Raw genomic sequence first — 18,257 nt, 5'->3', positions numbered from 1 at the left:
ATCGAGAAATCGTATTCTTTATTTTACTTCTGGACTGGTTTTAGTAAAATAAAGAAGGACTGTTTTTTGAACAAATCTTGCGCACTTGGTAATAGGTGCTTTATTTTTTGTTCAAAAGCTACTTTTACAGGAAAAGAAGGAGTTGTATTATGGCAATTTGTGGCCAAGGGGAATCAAGTGGGAAATTGATTTTAATGGGAGAGCATGCGGTCGTTTATGGCGAGCCTGCGATTGCCTTTCCGTTTTATGCAACAAAAGTAACCGCTACACTTGAAACACTCCCATCAAACAATAAAGATCAACTTATTTCTTCCTACTATACAGGAAATTTAATCGACGCACCTCATGCGTTGAACAATATCAAACAGTTAGTTGCTGGTCTAAAAGCACAGCACCATATAGCAGACACGTTGCACTTGGATATTAAGAGTACCGTTCCCGCAGAACGTGGGATGGGCTCCAGCGCAGCTGTTGCTACTGCGATCACACGAGCTTTTTATTCAGCCTATAAATTGCCGCTATCCCGAGAGCAATTATTGGGACATGTGCAAATTTCTGAAAAAATCGCTCATGGAAATCCCAGTGGCATCGATGCTGCCGCAACAAGTGGACTCGAACCGATCTATTTCACGAAAGGACATCCTTTTGATTATTTCTCGTTGAATATCGATGCTTTCTTGATCGTCGCTGACACAGGAATCAAAGGACAAACCCGTGCGGCGGTGAAAGATGTGGCACACCTTTTTGAAAAAGATACGCAGAAAACTGGACAAAAAATCCAACAACTAGGATACTTGACGAAACAAGCTAAAAAAGCAATCATCGACAACTCACCAGAAAAGCTGGCTGAGGCAATGAATGATGCTCAGCTCATCCTGAAAAGTTTAACGATCAGCAATGACTTTTTAGATACTCTGATCACTACCGCTCGCACTGCTGGCGCTTTAGGCGCAAAATTGACTGGTGGTGGACGAGGCGGATGTATGATTGCCTTAGCACAAACAAAAAAAGAAGCTCAAGAAATCAGCCATGCACTAATTGAAGCAGGTGCAGCTGAAACTTGGATTCAAGGATTAGGAGTACATACCTATGCTTAAAGGTAAAGCCCGGGCTTATACAAATATCGCCTTGATCAAATATTGGGGCAAAAAAAACGAAGAATTGATTCTTCCAATGAACAACAGTTTATCTCTCACTCTCGATGCTTTCTATACAGAAACCGAAGTGATTTTTTCAGATACATTCACGAACGATCTGTTCTATTTAGACGATGAGTTACAAACAGAAGCTGCGACGAAAAAAATCAGCCGCTTCCTTGATCTTGTACGCAAACAAGCGAATACAAACAAACACGCAAAAGTAATTAGTCACAATTTCGTTCCCACAGCCGCAGGGTTAGCTTCTTCTGCAAGCGGACTAGCTGCATTAGCTGGTGCTTGTAATGAAGCTTTAGGACTCGGTTTGGATCAACAAGCCTTATCTAGACTTGCTCGTCGCGGCTCCGGTTCTGCTTGTCGTAGTATTTTTGGCGGCTTTGTCGAATGGGAAAAAGGCCACGACGATCAAACCTCTTACGCGCAACAACTCCCTTCGAACGGTTTTGAAGAGGATCTAGCGATGGTCTTTGTCTTGATCAACGACCAGCAAAAAGATGTTTCCAGTCGTGACGGCATGCGTCGCACAGTTGAAACTTCGCATTTTTATCAAGGCTGGCTTGATTCAGTCGAAAATGACTTACTGGAATTGAAGCAAGCTATCACTGAAAAAGCGTTCCAAACACTTGGTGAGGTCATGGAACGAAACGGCTTGAAGATGCACGGCACAACGTTAGCCGCTACACCGCCATTTACGTATTGGTCACCTGACAGTTTAAAGGCGATGCAAGCAGTTCGTGAACTACGTGCGTCAGGAATTCCTTGCTATTTCACCATGGATGCGGGGCCAAATGTCAAAGTGTTAGTTGAAAAGAAAAATCAAACGGCGGTTCAAGAAAAATTCATTGAATTATTTAGCCGACAACAAGTGATCGTTGCTCATGCTGGGCAAGGAATCACGATTATTGAATAAAGGGAGATTTTTATGGTTGAAGTGTCTGCACCCGGAAAACTTTATATCGCTGGAGAATATGCAGTTGTCGAAACAGGACATCCTGCAATCATCGTGGCAGTTGATCAATTTGTCACAGTGACAGTAGAAGCTGCTCGGAAAGTCGGAAGTATCCAATCCGCACAATACAGCGAGATGCCTGTGCGTTGGACTCGACGAAAAGGCGAACTCGTTTTGGATATCCGTGAAAATCCATTTCATTATATTCTTGCGGCCATACGTTTAACTGAAAAATATGCGCAAGAAAAGAACATTCTTCTTTCATTCTATGATTTGAAGGTAACGAGCGAGTTAGATAGCTCAAATGGCAGAAAGTACGGCCTAGGTTCGAGTGGTGCAGTGGCAGTCGCGACTGTTCGAGCGTTGAACCAATTTTATGCACTGAATTTGTCTCAGCTTGAGATTTTTAAAATTGCAGCGTTAGCGAACCTTGCTGTCCAAGACAATGGTTCTTGTGGCGATATTGCGGCTAGCTGTTACGGGGGTTGGATTGCGTTTTCCACTTTTGACCACCAATGGCTTAAAGAACAAGAATCAAACAAAACGATCAGCGAATTATTAGCTCTGGATTGGCCTGGCTTATCCATCGAACCATTGTATACACCGGAAGATCTCCGTTTATTGATTGGTTGGACTGGAAGCCCTGCCTCTACTTCTGACTTAGTTGACCAAGTGCATCGCTCTCGTGAAGATAAAATGGCAGCTTATCAACAATTTCTTGAAGATAGCACGCGTTGTGTCAACACGATGATCCAAGGATTCAAAGAAAACGATGTCGCTTTGATCCAAGATATGATTCGTAAAAACAGAGAGTTATTACGTGATTTATCTGCTATCACTGGCGTCTTGATCGAAACACCCGCATTAAATAAGCTATGTTGTTTAGCTGAACAATTTGAAGGTGCGGCGAAATCTTCTGGTGCTGGTGGCGGGGATTGCGGTATCGTGATCGTCGATCAAAAGTCAGGCATCCTACCGTTGATGAGTGCGTGGGAAGAAGCTGAGATCACTCCTCTTCCACTGCATGTCTACCATCAACAGAAAGAGGCCAAATTATGAATCGAAAAGATGAACATGTCTCATTAGCCAAAGCATTCCATAATAAACAGAAAAATGAATTTGACTTCGTTCGGCTCGTTCATCATCCTCTCCCACAGAGCAATGTTGCAGAGGTATCGCTCACGACAGAAGTTGCAGGGTTTGTTCTTTCGAGCCCGTTTTACATCAATGCTATGACAGGTGGTAGCGAAAAAACAAAAAAAATCAATCATGACCTTGCACAGATTGCCAAAAGTGCTGGGTTGATGATTGCTACCGGTTCTGTTAGTGCCGCGTTAAAGGATCCTTCTGTCGCAGATTCTTATACTATCATGCGAGATGTCTATCCTGAAGGAAAAATCTTAGCGAATGTCGGTGCTGGCACTTCCGTTGCACGTGCCAAAGAAGCCGTACAACTCTTCAATGCAGATGCGTTACAGATCCATTTAAATGCGCCGCAAGAGTTAGTCATGCCTGAAGGGGATCGTGATTTTTCACAATGGAAGGAACTGATTTCAGAAATCCAACAAACTCTTGATGTACCAGTGATCGTCAAAGAAGTGGGCTTTGGGATGACTAGAGAAACCATCATTGAATTAGCGGAATTAGGTATCCGAACGATCGATGTCAGTGGGCGTAGCGGCACGAGTTTCACGCAAATCGAGAATGCTCGTCGTAAAAAACGTGAATTGGCTTATCTGACTGATTGGGGACAGTCTACTGTGTCCTCTCTCCTTGAAGCAAATGAAGCAAACACGAATGTCGAAATCATTGCTTCTGGTGGTATACGAAACGCTTATGATATCTTTAAAGCTTTGTGCCTTGGTGCGAATGCTGTGGGAATTTCCGGAACGATTTTAACGCATTATATGACATACGGTGTTGAGGAAACGATTGCTCTGATGGCACAGTGGCAAGAAGAGCTCCGGATGCTCTATACCATGGTTGGCGCCACAAAAACGAGTGATTTAACAAAGCAATCCTTGATTTTGTCTGGCCCCGTCAAAGAATGGTGTGAGGCAAGAGATATTCCATTGTCGAAATATGGGCGACGTAAATAAAAATGACGAGTGCATACAAAGCACTCGCCATTTTTTGTTTATTATGGTTGTTTTCCGATATAAGCTAAGATACCGCCATCGACGTATAACACATGCCCATTCACGAAGTCTGAAGCATTCGATGCTAAGAAGACAGATGGTCCAGCTAAATCGATTGGATCGCCCCAACGAGCGGCTGGTGTACGGCCAACGATGAATTGATCAAATGGATGACGCTCCCCATTTTCTTGTGTTTCTCTTAATGGCGCAGTTTGTGGTGTCGCGATATAACCTGGTCCGATCCCATTACATTGGATGTTGTATTGTCCATATTCTGAAGCAATATTTTTCGTCAACATTTTCAATCCGCCTTTAGCAGCAGCATAGGCACTGACTGTTTCACGACCAAGCTCACTCATCATTGAACAAATATTGATGATTTTTCCGCCACCTTTTTCAATCATATCAGGGATCACTGCTTTAGACATGATGAATGGTGCATTCAAGTCCACGTCGATGACTTGACGGAAATCCGCCGCATCCATCTCGATCATCGGTGTCCGTTTGATGATTCCTGCATTATTCACCAAAATATCGATTGCCCCAACTTCTGATTTAATTTGTTGGACCATTGCTTGTACCGCTGACTCATCAGTGACATCACAAACATAACCTTTTGCTTCAATGCCGATTTCTTTGTAGTTGGCAATTCCTTCATCTACTGATTCTTGAGTTAGATTGTTAAATACGATCGTTGCCCCAGCTTCTGCTAATGAGCGAGCGATCTCAAAACCGATTCCGTAGACGGCTCCGGTAACTAAAGCGACTTTATTATCTAAGCGAAACATTTCCATATTGAATGACATTTTCATCTCCCTTTCTTATTTCAATTGATCCATTGATACCATATCCATATCTGTGTACGTGATATTTTCGCCACACATTGCCCAGATAAACGAATAATTACTTGTCCCAACACCTGAGTGGATCGACCAGCTCGGTGAAATCACTGCTTGTTCATTATCTACAACTAAATGTTTTGTTTCATCTGGTTTACCCATCATATGGAAAACCCGTGTGTCTTCGTTCGCATAATCAAAGTAAACATACGCTTCCATACGTCGTTCATGTGTATGACAAGGCATGGTGTTCCATGAACTACCTGGCTCTAAAATGGTGTAACCCATCTGTAACTGACAGCTCTCACACACGTTTGGATGGATGTATTGGTAGATTTTACGTTCATTCAACGTCACACCTTCTCCTGTTTCCATCGGTTTCACTTGGTCGATGCTGATTTTTACATTTGGATATTTATGATGCGCTGGCACTGAACTGATATAAAATTTTGCTGGTTTCTCTGGATCAACTGAAGAGAACACCACATGTTTTGTTTCTTTGCCAATGTAGTAACCATCTTGTTTCTTCATTTCTTCTTTTTCGCCATCGATCTCAATAAATCCTGGTCCACCGATATTGATCACACCAAGTTCGCGGCGTTCTAAGAAATAAGTAACACCTAATTCTTTATCTAATGTGATTTCCAACTCCTTAGTCGTTGGTGTCACTCCGCCAAAGATCATACGATCATTGTGCGTATAAGTAAGGCTGATCTTGCCTGGAACAAAGACTTTCTCTACTAAAAATTCATTTCTTAATTGCTCCGTTGAGTAATGACGAATATCCTCTGGACTATGTGTATAACGTGTTTCCATTTCTTGCATATTGATAGACTCTCCTTTATCGAATGATTTTTCCAGAACCGCTGGCGATAAAACCAGCAACTTCGGATTGATTAAATTGATTGCAATCCCCATAAATGGTATGTTTCAGCGCAGAGGCTGCTGTGGCGAAAGCAATGATTTCTTGCGGCTGCATCTCCTCTAAGATTCCATGAAGCAAACCACCAGCAAACGCATCGCCACCACCTACACGATCAACGATCGACGTGATTTGGTGAACCGGTGATTCAACATATTGACCATTCATCCATAAGGTACCTTGCAAGTCATTTGCACTCGCTGAATGCACCGTGCGTTTTGTTGAATAAAACGTTTGGATGTTAGGAAATTTTTCTTGCATTTTTTCGTAATAATAAATGAGCGGATCTTCTGTCAATCGAGGTGCTTGTTCAATCCCCAATAAATAGAGCGCATCCATTTCTCCAGCTGAACAAATGTCCACGAGCGGTAATAATTGCTCTAAAGCCTGACCCGCTTCTTGCTGTGTCCACAGCTTCCCTCGGTAATTGATATCAAAACTGATTTGACAACCTGCCTCTTTGGCTGCCTCCATGATTTCTTTGGTCAGCCATCGCCAATTTTCTGATAATGCCGGTGTGATTCCTGAAACATGGAAGATATCGACTTCTTTAAAACAGTCCGCTAGTGACCACTCCAAGTGATCCATGACCGCAAAACTGGAACCGGCACGATCATAGATGACCGACGCTGCTCGTTCACCGATTCCTGTTTCCATATAATATGTGCCGAGCCGAGGACCGCCTTTTAACAGTAGGCTAGTATCTACCCCATAGCTTCGTAAGTGTTTTTCGACTGCCAGTCCTAGTGAATGCTCTGGGACTTTTGACATGAACGAAACCCTATGTCCGTAATTTGCTAATGAGATCGCGACATTCGCTTCCCCACCACCGTAATGCGCGCAAAAACGATCACTGTCTTGCAACCGCTGCCCTTGTTCTGTTGACAAGCGCAGCATGATTTCTCCAAGTGTAACAACTCTTCCCATGAGCGGTTACCCCACAATTTCTTTCATTTTTGTTGCATATTGTTGAGCGACTTTTGTCACTTCTTCAAAATCCCCATGAGCTGCTGGAGCAAGTAAGTTTCCGCCAACACCTACAGTGACCACGCCTGCATCGAACCAATCCTTCATATTTTCTAAGCTGACTCCACCAGTTGGCATGATATTGACATGTGGCATCGGTGCTTTGAATGCAGAAATAATACTTGGTCCGAAAGCACTTCCAGGAAATAATTTGACGATATCTACACCACTTTTTAGTGCTGTTTTGATTTCATCGATCGTCATACAGCCCGGTAAGTATGGGACTTGGTATAAATTACAGAGTTCTGCAGTTTCCTGATCAAAACAAGGACTGACGATATACTCAGCACCTGCCAATATCGCTAAACGTGCGGTGATCGCATCTAACACTGTCCCTGCACCGATCACTACATCATTTTGATCTTTATAAGTTGTTACCAATTCTTTGATTACTAGATCTGCTTGAGGCACCGTAAAAGTTAATTCAATACCTGTTAATCCACCTTTGATAATAGCATGACACGCATTTAATGCTTCTTCAGCTGTTGCTCCACGTACGACTGCAATAACCCCCGCTTGCTTCAAGCGAGATAAGATATCCATTTTTTTCATTTCCCCACCCATTTCTTATTTGGAAATCATATTTTACAATAAAGAAATTTACATCTTTATTATACGGCAGGAAAAAAAAAATGCAAACGCTTTTTAGCTATTTGCAAAAGTTTTTTCGATTTCTTCCTTTGTTTTTAAAATTGTTTGAATGATTTGAGCCTTACTTTCCTCACTCAATCGATACTTCGGCATACTGACACTGAATGCCCCAACTATTTGCTGGTCATGAACTAAAGAAGTACCGATACAGAAAATATCTTTTTCGACTTCTTCATCATCAAAAGCAATTTTTGTCTGTTCGACTTGTTGGATTTCTTTTTTTAATTTTAATGGATTGGTGATGGTATATTCTGTAAATGGAATCAACGGACATTGTTCAATATACTGTTGATATTGCTCGTCCGTAAAATGTGCTAGTACAGCTTTTCCCATTGCTGAGCTATACAACGGTCTGGTAATACCGATTTTCGAAGACATGCGGATCGTTTGATTTTTAGGGTCTAATTTATTGACGTAGAGAATCTCATTATTATCTAAAATACCTAGATGAATAGTTTCATCAATTGTTTGCTGTAATTTTTCCAAGAATGGTAAAGTCCGTTCTACGAGATCGATTTGATCGATATTTTTGTTTGCATATCGAACGAGTTTCGCACCTAAACGGTAATTCTTTTCTTGATTTTTATTTACGTAGCCAATCAATGACAAGGTATCTAAGATTTTTAATGTCGTAGATGAGGTCATATTGCTGCCTTTAGCAATTTCTTGCAACGAAGCATCTGGATGCTCTGCTAAATAATCTAAAATATGTGAAGCTTTGATTAGAACGGTTCCATAAGGTTTTTTATTTTCCATATTACACTCTCCTATTTCTATATAGGAAATTATATCGGAAAGAAGGCAAATTTAAAAGGGTTCTTTATTTTCTTCTTCATAATGTGCGTAATGGACAAACTCTCCTGCCAGATCTTTTTTCAAAAATTCTTTCGGCGTCAAGCCAAATTCGGCTTTGAACGCCCGCAGATAATGCGGATAGGAGGCGAAGCCACATTTACTGTAAATGGAACTTGAACTGCCATATTCTCTTAATAGCTGTTTTGAATAGAGTAGTTTCTTCTTCATCACGTATTGATGGAAGGTAAAGCCTGTATATTTTTTGAATTCTCTGGTCACATGATATTTACTGATAAAAAACTCTTTTTCTATCTCTTTGAGGGTCAGCGGTTCGCTGAGATTCTTCGCGACAAATTGGATCATTTTTTCTAAGCGTTCATTCGGTACAGTAAAATTTTCTTCAGAAATATGCTCTTCCAACTGTACCATCCGATTGAGAAAGATCAGATATTCGACTAATGCTTGTTCATAGCGAATATCTGCACCATAATCTTTACGATCCAACGTTTGATCAACAAAGGCGAGTTTTTCTTTTAATATTTGCGGTTCGATATGTAATATCCGGCTTCGTCTTTCACCGATTGGCCAAAAACAGGCAGATAGATTCGACCATTTAGTGGAACGCCTTTCCAAGAATGCAGGGGTGATAAACATGTAGACTCGCTCAAATACGTCTGTTGATTGTCGGACGATCCGATGAAGATCTCTTGAGTGGATCAATAAGACATTTCCTGCTTGGATCGTAAATTGGCGGCCATCTAAATAAAAAATGGCTTCTCCCTCCAAAGTGGCGTGGATCTCATAGAAATCATGATGATGATAGACCGTTTTATTTTGGCTAACGATATCTTTCACGTGATAAATCTCATATTGATCAGAGATCATCGTGTTGACTTCTTTTCCATTGATGTGTTTTTTCTCCATGCCTATCTCCCCTTTCCAATTGCTCAACAATGAGCAAACGTGCATTCCTTCGCTTTCTTATCCAGTGACGTGATCCAGTACTGACACCGCGTGTTTTAGCGCACTATCTTTTGTTTCTTCTAACACGATATAAAGATATGGGCGATGCTTCTGTGCGATTTTTACGATTGCTTCATAATCAATCATTCCCGTAACTAGATCAACTGGGACAATCTTCCCTTCGTCAGAAACGAGATAGTCTTTTAGATGCAATCCGCAAATTTTTTCTCCAAAACGTTCAAAGGCTTCCTCCACTAATCCGACTTGTTGGTGATGATTTTCTGCAGTGATCAAGTTGGTTGGATCTAAAATGATCCCTAAATAGTCCGAATCGATCGCTGCAATCAACTCTGCTACACGATCAAGCGAATACAGCGGATGATTCAAGCCTGGTTCGATCCCGACCATCATTCGATGTTTTTCTCCAGCTCGCACTAATTGGCGAATCGCTTCAACGATTTGTGAAAAGGCCTCATCCGAAAAATTCTTCTCTGTATAACCAGCTTCACTTACACTCCCCGTCTCAGTTGCGACCATTGTTGCTCCAAAACTAGCAGCATATTGGAGGTATCGTTCAAATTGTCGCAGTACGGTTTCTCGAACAGATAAGTCAGGATGGATCATGTTGATATAACAGCTCAAAATACCGACACTCACGTCTTCTTTTGCTAAGGCCTGTTTTATATAATGCCCCATACCGGGATTGATCGCGTGACTATCTGTCGCGAGATCAGGAAAAGATCTACTTAATGCTAATTGTAGCGTAGAAATTTCTTGTTCGCTCGCTTTTTTTGCTAGATCATCCACGCTTTGTACAGTGGTCAAATCATGACCTCTAGCAACTAGGTTTAATTTCATCCTTTCTCCCCCTTTATCCTAAAAGATCCGGCAACCACATCACGATTTGCGGGAAATACGTAATCAAAAATAAAACAGCTAAGATGACACCATAAAATGGTAACAATGGTTTCAACATTTTTTCTGCTTTCACACCACCGACACTTGCACCTACATAAAGACCTGTCCCAACTGGCGGAGTGATCGAGCCAACACACAGATTCATGATTGAAAATAGTCCATAATGTACCGGATCGACGCCAACACTTGTCGCAATCGGTAAGAAAATCGGCGTAAAGATCAAAATAGCTGGAGCGACATCCATAAACATCCCAACAAGTAATAAAATGATATTTATCAGTAATAAAATAATGAATCGATTATCAGTGACCCCAATGATCAAACTACTGATTGCTTGAGGTATCCCTGTAAATGCCATCGCAAAAGACATCATGGAAGACGTTGCTAATAAAAACATGATCGTTCCAGACATCGAGACAGATTGGACCAACATCTTAGGTATATCTTTTACTTTCACTGTCTTATAGTAGAACAAGGAAATCAATAAGGAGTACAATACGGCAATCGCTGATGCTTCGATGGCCGTAAAGATCCCAATCAAAATACCACCGATGATGATCACGATCAACGCCAAGCTTGGGATCGCTTCTTTTAACACTTTGCCAACTTGCTTCCCTTGCCCTTTTTGGACTGTCGGATACTTATTTTTCTTCGCCACCACAAATGCAACCAACATGATCCCTAACGACCACAGTGCCCCGACGAGGTAACCGCCCATGAATAAAGCGGAAATTGATGCTCCTCCGGCGACTAGAGAGTACATGATGAACGCAGTACTTGGCGGAATCACCATCCCTGTAGGTGCTGAAGCAATGTTAACGGCTGTCGCAAATTTGCGGTCATAGCCTTCTTCTACTTGTTGTGGGATCAACACCCCACCAATCGCTGTCGACGCAGCAATCGCTGAACTGGAGATCGAACCGAACAACGCATTTCCTAAAACATTCGTATGCGCTAAAGAGCCTGGGATTCGTCCAACGAACAACATGGCAAAATCAACTAATTTCTTGGCGATCCCACCATGATTCATTATGATTCCCGAAAAAACAAAAAATGGAATGGCAATCAGCGAGAAACTATTGATACTACCGACCATTTTTTGTGCAGAACTAAACGCTGATACGTCAAAAGGTATCACTAATAACAATGTGACCATCGATGAAAAAGCAATACTGATTGCAATCGGCATGCCAACGATCAACAAAAAGACAAAAACAAAAAATAAAATTGCACCTGCTTCTAAAGCCATCAAATTCCCCCTATCCTTTTTCCTGAACGACAGATTTCCCATTCATTGCCTCAATCAAATTGATCAAACTATAAATGATAATCAACACACCTGAGACTGGGACCGATAAATAGACATAGCCCATCGGAATACCTAATGACGGCGAAATTTGTCCCATTGTCAACGTGACGGCATTCCAACCACCATAAACCATGATCGTTACGGCAAAAGCCAAAAATAGACACTGAACGACGATTTCCAATACATTGGCTTTTTTACCAGTTAGTTTCTCACTCAGCAAAGTGACCGCTAAGTGACCTTTTTGACCGACAACATAGGCAGAAGAAAGCATGGCAAACCAAACTAGTCCAAAACGCACTAACTCTTCCGTTACTGTGTTGGGATTTCCTAAAATCGTTCGTGAAAAAACTTGCCACAAAACAATCACGATCATGCCGATCAGCAGACACGCTCCTACTAGTTCCAACAGTCGACTCATTACTGCTTTCATCTGTTACACCCCTTCTTCTTGGATCATTTGATAAAGCGCTTGAAAGTCCGGATTATTTTTGAATTCATCATGCAGCGGTGCGACGGCTTCACGAAATGGCGCATTGTCTACTTCATTGAACTGAACGCCGTATTCTTCGGTTGCTAGCCTCTTTTCTTCCTCAATCGCTTGAGCAAAGGCTTCGATTTCAAAAACCGTGGATTCTTTTGCTGCTTCATCGATTGCTTGTTGTTGTTCCGCAGTCAAACGTTCTTTGATCGCATCGTTCATAATGATGATGTCTGGTACGCGGGTATGCTCATCATAAGAATAATACTTTGCTACACCGCCATGTCCTGCTGTATAGAGAACAAACTCGTTGTTCTCTGAGCCATTGATCAAGTTTGACTGTAGCGAAGTGTACACTTCATCACTTCCCATCGGCACAGGCGAGCCACCTAATAATTCCACCATTCGAATGGCTGTTTCACTTTGCATCACTCGAATTTTTTTCCCTCTTAAATCATCAGGTGTATGGATCGGTCCATCGACCATATAAAAACTACGTTGTCCGGAATCATAATAGGTGAGACCAGAAAAACCTAGATCGGATGTTGATTGATAGATAGGCTGCATGATTTCTTCATTTTCCATGACATTGAAGAAATGTTGCTCATCATTGAACAAGTAAGGAACTGAAAAAATCGAATAGACTTTAGAAAAGCTTTCTAATGCTGAAGCACTGACTTTCGTAAAATCGATCGCACCGGATTGTGTCAGTTCGATCAACTCACGTTCGCCTCCCAACTGACCATCAGGGAAATATTTTACTATGACAGAACCGTCTGTTTTCTCCTCGACTAACTCTCCGAATTTATTCATCGCATCGATTACTGGCTGACTATTACTGGCATAGGCAAAGCGTAACGTGATCTGCTCTTCCGCTTCTGCCACAGTACCGACACTTGACTGACTACCACAACCACTCAAACCGATAATTCCTAGCAAAGCAAAAGCAAGTGTTTTTTTCATGTCTTTCTCCTTTCAGTTAACAATACGATACAAGCAATTCTGTCAGACACAAAACAAGTAATGACTGCCCATAAGGCATCGCAGTCTTTCCAATCGTACGATAAAACTCCAAATCATCACCCATACCTGTACCTACGGAAACATTTTGCACTTCACCAGTTTCATCAACCTGATCAAGTAACCCTTGGATCGCACGGTACGCAGTCTCCAGATATTTTTTTGGCAAATAGCGCTCATGTACCGCTTTTAAAATACCGTAAGCAAACCCTGCTGTAGCAGATGATTCTACGTAAGAAGTTGGATCATCGATCAAGGTATGCCACAAGCCGCTTTCTGATTGATATTCTGCCAAGGTTTGCACTTGTGCTTCTAGTGTTTCGATCAACAATTTACGGAAAGCATCTCCTTCTTTCAGTTCAAGAATCGCGATGATTTCAGGAATCGCAATGGTCAACCAACAATTTCCACGCCCCCAAAATGCTTCCGCATAATTGTGGTTTCCTTCAAATGTCCATCCGTGGTACCACAGCCCTGTACGTTTATCCATCAAGTATTTGATATGGATCATAAATTGATATCTAGCTTCCTCTAAGTATTCTGGACGATCCAGAAGCTTACCGATTTTTGCTAATGGCAAAACAGTCATCATCAATGTATCGTCCCATAATTGATTCTTATTTTCCGGACCATATGTAGCATGTTGTAACCCGTCTTCTTCCGTCCTTGGCATATCATGCATGACCCATTCCGCCCACTGTTGCAAATAAGGCAAGTAACGTGTATCTTGCGTCTCTTCATATAAATACGCCATCGTAAGGATCGGTGCCATCGTATTGACGTTCTTTGGCGGTGCGCCCTCTTGCATCCGTGCCTCAAACCACTCAATCACTACTTCCACTGCACGAGGATTTTTAGTCATCTGATAATTTTTATAGATGCCATACAACCCTACACCTTGAGGCCAATTCCACACTGTCCAACTTTTGTCGTCCACCTTCAGCCCATCAAAATCCAATAAAAATTCACCTGAATCATCTTTGATCGTCGTCAAATTCTCGACTAAGCGATCAATCGTTTTCTCCACTACTTCTTTTTCCACAAATATTTTTTCTTTAATGATCATTTGTTTCGCTCCTTTTTAAATCGCTTTCATTCTATGCTGTTAATATATCAGTAAACGCTTTCTCAATAAATAGCATCGTTTGAACAAAAACTATCTAAAATTGACATAACAACATTATTAATGAATTTGACCAAAAAAGGCGCGAACAAAACAAAAACCATGACGCTTGCTTCTCGTCATGGCTTTAGAATCACCCTTTATAAAAAAGTATACACCATAAAAAATGGCAGACAAGCAAGTAACGGAAACCAAAAGTAGTTCTTACGAAAACCCAACTCGCTATTTTCCTGATTCGCCCACATCCGATCGCCTGACACTGCTGTTCCGGAAAGCGCAATACCGATTAAGAGCAAACCGATCCCAATGTTACGTAAGGTCTCTCGTTCTAAAAGAAAGGATAGTCCGAGAGAAACGATACATGCACACAACAAACTAAACAAATATTTTTTCAAGCGCTCATCTCCTTTATATAGAAAAATAGTAGCACAGCGCATTCATGAACGACTTATTATTCCAATAATCTAATACTCTTTTTTTAAAATTCAGGAAAAAAATGTAATGAACTGCCTAGCTTTCCCAGAAGTTCTTCCCTTTTTTCCACCTCTGACTAAAAGTAAAAAAACAACGGACCAAGTGAGACGATTCTCTCATGCTTGATCCGTTGTTGGGACAACTTTTAGTTATGAATTATGCATTATATGCATCGATAATGATTTGTTTCAATTCGCTGATCAATGGCTCTTTTGGATTCGCTGTTGTACATTGATCTTCGTAAGCTAATTCAGCCATACGATCAACTGTTGTATCTAATGTTTCTTGAGTCACACCTTGTGCTTTCAAGCTCATGTCGATACCGACAGCTTTTCCTAAGTCGCTAACAGCTGTTGCCAATGCGTCCACAAGCTCTGCTGTTGTTTTCCCTTTCAAGCCCAAGAACTTCGCGATATCTGCGTAGTCTGTATCCGCACGGAAGTAGTCATATTTAGGGAACATTGCATGTTTTTGCGGGTCTTTCGCATTGTAGCGGATGATATGCGGTAATAGGATCGCATTCGTACGTCCATGAGGAATGCCGTATTCTCCACCGATTTTATGCGCAACTGAGTGACAAATTCCTAAGAAGGCATTTGCAAAGGCCATACCAGCCATTGTTGACGCATTATGCATTTTCTCACGTGATTCCATATCAGGTGTTTTCACTGATTTTTCCAAGTAGTCAAAGACTAATTTGATTGCTTGTAAACTCAAACCACGAGTGTAGTCAGAAGCCATGACAGATACATAAGATTCGATGGCATGTGTCAATACGTCCATACCTGTATCTGCTGTAACAGAAGCTGGTACTGACATAACAAATTGTGGGTCAACGATTGCCACATCTGGTGTCAATGCGTAGTCAGCTAATGGATATTTCACATGTGTTTCGCTATCTGTGATTACTGCGAATGGTGTTACTTCTGAACCAGTTCCTGATGTTGTTGGGATACATACAAACTGTGTTTTTTCAGGTTTGTCGATTTTGTACGTACGTTTACGGATATCTAGGAATTTTTGTTTTGCGCCAAAGAATGAAGTATCTGGGTGCTCATAGAACATCCACATGCCTTTCGCCGCATCCATTGCTGATCCACCACCAAGAGCGATCACTGTATCTGGTTTGAAGTCCGCCATCATTTTTGTTCCAGCATAAACTGTGTTTGTTGAAGGGTTTGGCTCAACATCTGAGAAGATCTCGATCTTCACATCATTTTTACGACGTGCTAATACTTCTCTTACTGTGTCACAGTAGCCAAATTGGACCATACCTGGGTCACAAACGATCATGACACGTTCCACATTTTCCATTTTTTCCAAGTAAAGCAAAGAGTTCTTTTCAAAGAAGATTTTTGGTGGTAATTTGAACCATTGCATGTTATTTCTCCGTTTCGCTACAGTTTTGACGTTGATTAAGTTGACTGCTGATACGTTTCTTGAAACAGAATTCTTTCCGTATGACCCACAACCTAGTGTCAATGATGGAATCATTTCGTTATAGATGTTTCCGATTCCGCCTTCTGCTGATGGTGTGTTGACTAAGATACGGCAAGCTTTCATGCGTAGACCGAATTGCACATGTAAATCTTCGTTTTCTGAATGGATGACAGCTGTATGTCCTAATCCACCAAGATTCAACATTCCTTCACATAATTCAAAGGCATGTTCTGTACTGTTTGATTTGACCATTGCTAAAACTGGTGAAAGTTTCTCACGTGAAAGTGGATAATCAGGACCTACGCCTTCTAATTCTGCCACTAATAATTTTGTTCCTTCAGGCACTTTGATACCTGCTAATTTTGCGATATCCATTGCTGAATGTCCAACGATTGCTGGGTTTACAGCATATTTTCCTTCATTCATCACAGCATCTTCTAGTTTTGAAAGTTCTGCTGGTTTAACGAAGTAAACTTGATGCGCTTGGAATTCCGCTTTTACGGCTGCATAGATTTCTTTGTCTACGATGACCGCTTGCTCAGAAGCACAGATCATTCCGTTATCGAATGTTTTAGATACGATCAAGTCATTGACTGCACGTTTTACTTTTGCTGTTTTTTCGATATAAGCAGGAACGTTACCCGGTCCTACACCTAAAGCTGGTTTACCAGTTGAATAAGCTGATTTTACCATGCCTGATCCACCAGTTGCTAATACGATCGCAATTCCTGGGTGGTTCATCAACATAGAAGTCGCGTCGATTGATGGATACTCGATCCATTGGATACAGTTTTCTGGTGCACCTGCTGCGATTGCTGCATCACGAACGACTCTTGCTGCCTCAGCAGAACATTTTTGAGCGCTTGGATGGAAAGCAAAAACGATCGGGTTTCTTGTCTTCAAAGCGATCATTGATTTGAAGATCGTTGTTGAAGTAGGGTTCGTTGTTGGTGTTACCCCACAAACAACACCGACTGGTTCAGCGATTTCAATCAATCCTTTTTGTGTATCTTCATTGATCACTCCGACAGTTTTATCATATTTGATGCTGTTCCAGATATATTCTGAAGCATACATATTTTTGATTGCTTTATCTTCATAGATTCCACGGCCAGTTTCTTCAACCGCCATTTTTGCTAAAGGCATATGCTGATCTAATGCAGCCATTGCCATTTCATGCACAATGTGATCCACTTTTTCTTGATCAAAATTTTCCATTTCTTTCAACGCAACATTTGCTTTTGCCGCCAAATCGTCGATCATCGCTTGTACATCAACAGTTTTTGTCTCTTCTTTTTCAATTATTTTAGCCATTATGCTCCTCCTACTGAGTCATGGTAATTTGTTAATTATTTCACATACACATCATACAACACTTTCTTTTCGATGTAAATACTTTTTTGTGATTTTTTTCACAGTTATGTTTTCTTTAAAAAATCAACCATTCAACTCGGCAGAACATCAACTATTCTTTCATTATGAAATAAGTGAAATTTTTCATAAATTCAAAAAAAAGACTGATTGCCAGCTTATCTCCACACGAGATAAACATGACGATCAGTCTTTTTTGCTAAAGAATTGCCTAGCTCCTTGAACGTTTAGCCCACGGGTCTAAAACAACTGGTTCCTACAATTCTTTTTCTTCTTTTTTCTCTTCAGGTGTTTCTGGAACTTCAACAGTTTCAGTTACTTCTGGTTCTGTCGGTTCTTCTACTGGTGCGATTGGTGTACTTGTCATCGCGCCTGTCCCTGGTTTTACCGTTTTGATTGCTGCTCGATCGTATTCTAAAAAGATGCCTTCGCAGTCTAACACAACGGTACGGTTTGTTTCGTCGATTTCTGAGACCACGCCATGAAGTCCGCCGATCGTGACTACTTCATCGCCAGCTTTCATACTATCAAGCAAATTTTGACGTTCTTGTTGTTGTTTCTTTTGTGTACGTGACATAAAGAACCACATCCCTAATAGGGCAACGAACATCACTAACATTGGTAATGAACCCATTTTTTTCACCTCACTAACTAAATATCTACACTAACCACTTTATCAGAAAA

General features: G+C 41.2%; 18 protein-coding genes. 4 read left to right on the top strand and 14 right to left on the bottom strand.

Annotation, left to right across the window (positions count from 1 at the left end; genetic code table 11):
* Positions 1-149 precede the first annotated feature (149 nt).
* Genes mvk through fni form a run of 4 tightly spaced genes read left to right on the top strand, consistent with a single transcriptional unit; the run spans position 150 to position 4,205 of the window.
* Positions 150-1,097 (top strand): mevalonate kinase, encoded by a 948-nt coding sequence (mvk, locus tag IGL24_RS01250; RefSeq protein WP_207699245.1) that lies wholly within the window; start codon positions 150-152, stop codon positions 1,095-1,097.
* Positions 1,090-2,067 carry a diphosphomevalonate decarboxylase gene (mvaD, locus tag IGL24_RS01245; protein ID WP_207699246.1) on the top strand — a complete coding sequence of 326 codons (978 nt, stop codon included), beginning with the start codon at positions 1,090-1,092 and terminating at the stop codon, positions 2,065-2,067. The genes mvk and mvaD overlap by 8 nt, the downstream gene beginning before the upstream one ends.
* 12 nt (positions 2,068-2,079) lie before the next feature.
* A complete protein-coding gene (locus IGL24_RS01240; RefSeq protein WP_207699247.1) occupies positions 2,080-3,165 on the top strand; it encodes a phosphomevalonate kinase in 1,086 nt (361 codons plus the stop codon).
* On the top strand, positions 3,162-4,205 hold the full coding sequence (fni, locus tag IGL24_RS01235; protein WP_207699248.1) for a type 2 isopentenyl-diphosphate Delta-isomerase: 1,044 nt from the start codon (positions 3,162-3,164) through the stop codon (positions 4,203-4,205). Before IGL24_RS01240 ends, fni begins: the two co-directional genes overlap by 4 nt.
* 41 nt (positions 4,206-4,246) lie before the next feature.
* On the opposite strand, the gene IGL24_RS01230 is transcribed toward fni, so the two are convergent.
* The 14 genes from IGL24_RS01230 to yajC form a co-directional block, all read right to left on the bottom strand.
* Positions 4,247-5,050: a gluconate 5-dehydrogenase gene (locus IGL24_RS01230; protein ID WP_206854311.1), complete on the bottom strand. Its 804-nt coding sequence runs from the start codon at positions 5,048-5,050 to the stop codon at positions 4,247-4,249.
* Positions 5,051-5,065: 15 nt separating this feature from the next.
* Positions 5,066-5,908: a 5-dehydro-4-deoxy-D-glucuronate isomerase gene (gene kduI, locus IGL24_RS01225; RefSeq protein ID WP_207699249.1), complete on the bottom strand. Its 843-nt coding sequence runs from the start codon at positions 5,906-5,908 to the stop codon at positions 5,066-5,068.
* Positions 5,909-5,924: 16 nt separating this feature from the next.
* The gene (locus IGL24_RS01220) at positions 5,925-6,932 is read right to left on the bottom strand and encodes a sugar kinase (protein WP_207699250.1); all 1,008 of its coding nucleotides are present in this window, start codon (positions 6,930-6,932) and stop codon (positions 5,925-5,927) included.
* Between the two features lie 6 nt (positions 6,933-6,938).
* Entirely contained in the window at positions 6,939-7,583 is a 645-nt protein-coding gene (locus IGL24_RS01215) for a bifunctional 4-hydroxy-2-oxoglutarate aldolase/2-dehydro-3-deoxy-phosphogluconate aldolase (protein ID WP_207699251.1), read from the bottom strand.
* A 93-nt stretch (positions 7,584-7,676) separates the two neighbouring features.
* The gene (locus IGL24_RS01210; protein WP_206854322.1) at positions 7,677-8,438 is read right to left on the bottom strand and encodes an IclR family transcriptional regulator; all 762 of its coding nucleotides are present in this window, start codon (positions 8,436-8,438) and stop codon (positions 7,677-7,679) included.
* A gap of 51 nt (positions 8,439-8,489) precedes the next feature.
* Complete coding sequence (locus IGL24_RS01205) at positions 8,490-9,401, bottom strand: AraC family transcriptional regulator (protein ID WP_429968375.1); 912 nt, start codon at positions 9,399-9,401, stop codon at positions 8,490-8,492.
* A gap of 57 nt (positions 9,402-9,458) precedes the next feature.
* A complete protein-coding gene (locus tag IGL24_RS01200; protein ID WP_207699252.1) occupies positions 9,459-10,298 on the bottom strand; it encodes a sugar phosphate isomerase/epimerase family protein in 840 nt (279 codons plus the stop codon).
* Between the two features lie 13 nt (positions 10,299-10,311).
* Complete coding sequence (locus IGL24_RS01195; protein ID WP_429968374.1) at positions 10,312-11,607, bottom strand: TRAP transporter large permease; 1,296 nt, start codon at positions 11,605-11,607, stop codon at positions 10,312-10,314.
* Positions 11,608-11,617: 10 nt separating this feature from the next.
* Positions 11,618-12,097, bottom strand: a complete 480-nt coding sequence (locus IGL24_RS01190) for a TRAP transporter small permease (protein WP_207699254.1) — start codon at positions 12,095-12,097, stop codon at positions 11,618-11,620.
* A 3-nt stretch (positions 12,098-12,100) separates the two neighbouring features.
* The gene (dctP, locus tag IGL24_RS01185) at positions 12,101-13,108 is read right to left on the bottom strand and encodes a TRAP transporter substrate-binding protein (RefSeq protein ID WP_207699255.1); all 1,008 of its coding nucleotides are present in this window, start codon (positions 13,106-13,108) and stop codon (positions 12,101-12,103) included.
* Between the two features lie 16 nt (positions 13,109-13,124).
* Positions 13,125-14,231: a glycoside hydrolase family 88/105 protein gene (locus IGL24_RS01180; RefSeq protein WP_207699256.1), complete on the bottom strand. Its 1,107-nt coding sequence runs from the start codon at positions 14,229-14,231 to the stop codon at positions 13,125-13,127.
* A gap of 197 nt (positions 14,232-14,428) precedes the next feature.
* On the bottom strand, positions 14,429-14,683 hold the full coding sequence (locus IGL24_RS01175) for a hypothetical protein (protein WP_206854343.1): 255 nt from the start codon (positions 14,681-14,683) through the stop codon (positions 14,429-14,431).
* A 235-nt stretch (positions 14,684-14,918) separates the two neighbouring features.
* A complete protein-coding gene (gene adhE / locus IGL24_RS01170; RefSeq protein ID WP_206854346.1) occupies positions 14,919-17,516 on the bottom strand; it encodes a bifunctional acetaldehyde-CoA/alcohol dehydrogenase in 2,598 nt (865 codons plus the stop codon).
* 313 nt (positions 17,517-17,829) lie between these two features.
* The gene (gene yajC, locus IGL24_RS01165; protein ID WP_206854351.1) at positions 17,830-18,207 is read right to left on the bottom strand and encodes a preprotein translocase subunit YajC; all 378 of its coding nucleotides are present in this window, start codon (positions 18,205-18,207) and stop codon (positions 17,830-17,832) included.
* Between the last annotated feature and the right edge of the window lie 50 nt (positions 18,208-18,257).

The organism is Enterococcus sp. DIV2371 (genome assembly GCF_050498525.1).
GTDB lineage: Bacteria > Bacillota > Bacilli > Lactobacillales > Enterococcaceae > Enterococcus_B > Enterococcus_B mangumiae.
The sequence above is the reverse complement of the archived record's forward strand: the minus strand, read 5'-3'. Positions and strand labels throughout refer to the sequence as shown.

Excerpts from the sequence above, each read along its gene's own strand:
- mvk (WP_207699245.1), top strand. The coding sequence starts at position 150 with ATGGCAATTTGTGGCCAAGGGGAATCAAGTGGGAAATTGATTTTAATG.
- mvaD (WP_207699246.1), top strand. The coding sequence starts at position 1,090 with ATGCTTAAAGGTAAAGCCCGGGCTTATACAAATATCGCCTTGATCAAA.
- IGL24_RS01240 (WP_207699247.1), top strand. The coding sequence starts at position 2,080 with ATGGTTGAAGTGTCTGCACCCGGAAAACTTTATATCGCTGGAGAATAT.
- fni (WP_207699248.1), top strand. The coding sequence starts at position 3,162 with ATGAATCGAAAAGATGAACATGTCTCATTAGCCAAAGCATTCCATAAT.
- IGL24_RS01230 (WP_206854311.1), bottom strand. The coding sequence starts at position 5,050 with ATGTCATTCAATATGGAAATGTTTCGCTTAGATAATAAAGTCGCTTTA.
- kduI (WP_207699249.1), bottom strand. The coding sequence starts at position 5,908 with ATGCAAGAAATGGAAACACGTTATACACATAGTCCAGAGGATATTCGT.
- IGL24_RS01220 (WP_207699250.1), bottom strand. The coding sequence starts at position 6,932 with ATGGGAAGAGTTGTTACACTTGGAGAAATCATGCTGCGCTTGTCAACA.
- IGL24_RS01215 (WP_207699251.1), bottom strand. The coding sequence starts at position 7,583 with ATGAAAAAAATGGATATCTTATCTCGCTTGAAGCAAGCGGGGGTTATT.
- IGL24_RS01210 (WP_206854322.1), bottom strand. The coding sequence starts at position 8,438 with ATGGAAAATAAAAAACCTTATGGAACCGTTCTAATCAAAGCTTCACAT.
- IGL24_RS01205 (WP_429968375.1), bottom strand. The coding sequence starts at position 9,401 with ATGGAGAAAAAACACATCAATGGAAAAGAAGTCAACACGATGATCTCT.
- IGL24_RS01200 (WP_207699252.1), bottom strand. The coding sequence starts at position 10,298 with ATGAAATTAAACCTAGTTGCTAGAGGTCATGATTTGACCACTGTACAA.
- IGL24_RS01195 (WP_429968374.1), bottom strand. The coding sequence starts at position 11,607 with ATGGCTTTAGAAGCAGGTGCAATTTTATTTTTTGTTTTTGTCTTTTTG.
- IGL24_RS01190 (WP_207699254.1), bottom strand. The coding sequence starts at position 12,097 with ATGAAAGCAGTAATGAGTCGACTGTTGGAACTAGTAGGAGCGTGTCTG.
- dctP (WP_207699255.1), bottom strand. The coding sequence starts at position 13,108 with ATGAAAAAAACACTTGCTTTTGCTTTGCTAGGAATTATCGGTTTGAGT.
- IGL24_RS01180 (WP_207699256.1), bottom strand. The coding sequence starts at position 14,231 with ATGATCATTAAAGAAAAAATATTTGTGGAAAAAGAAGTAGTGGAGAAA.
- adhE (WP_206854346.1), bottom strand. The coding sequence starts at position 17,516 with ATGGCTAAAATAATTGAAAAAGAAGAGACAAAAACTGTTGATGTACAA.
- yajC (WP_206854351.1), bottom strand. The coding sequence starts at position 18,207 with ATGGGTTCATTACCAATGTTAGTGATGTTCGTTGCCCTATTAGGGATG.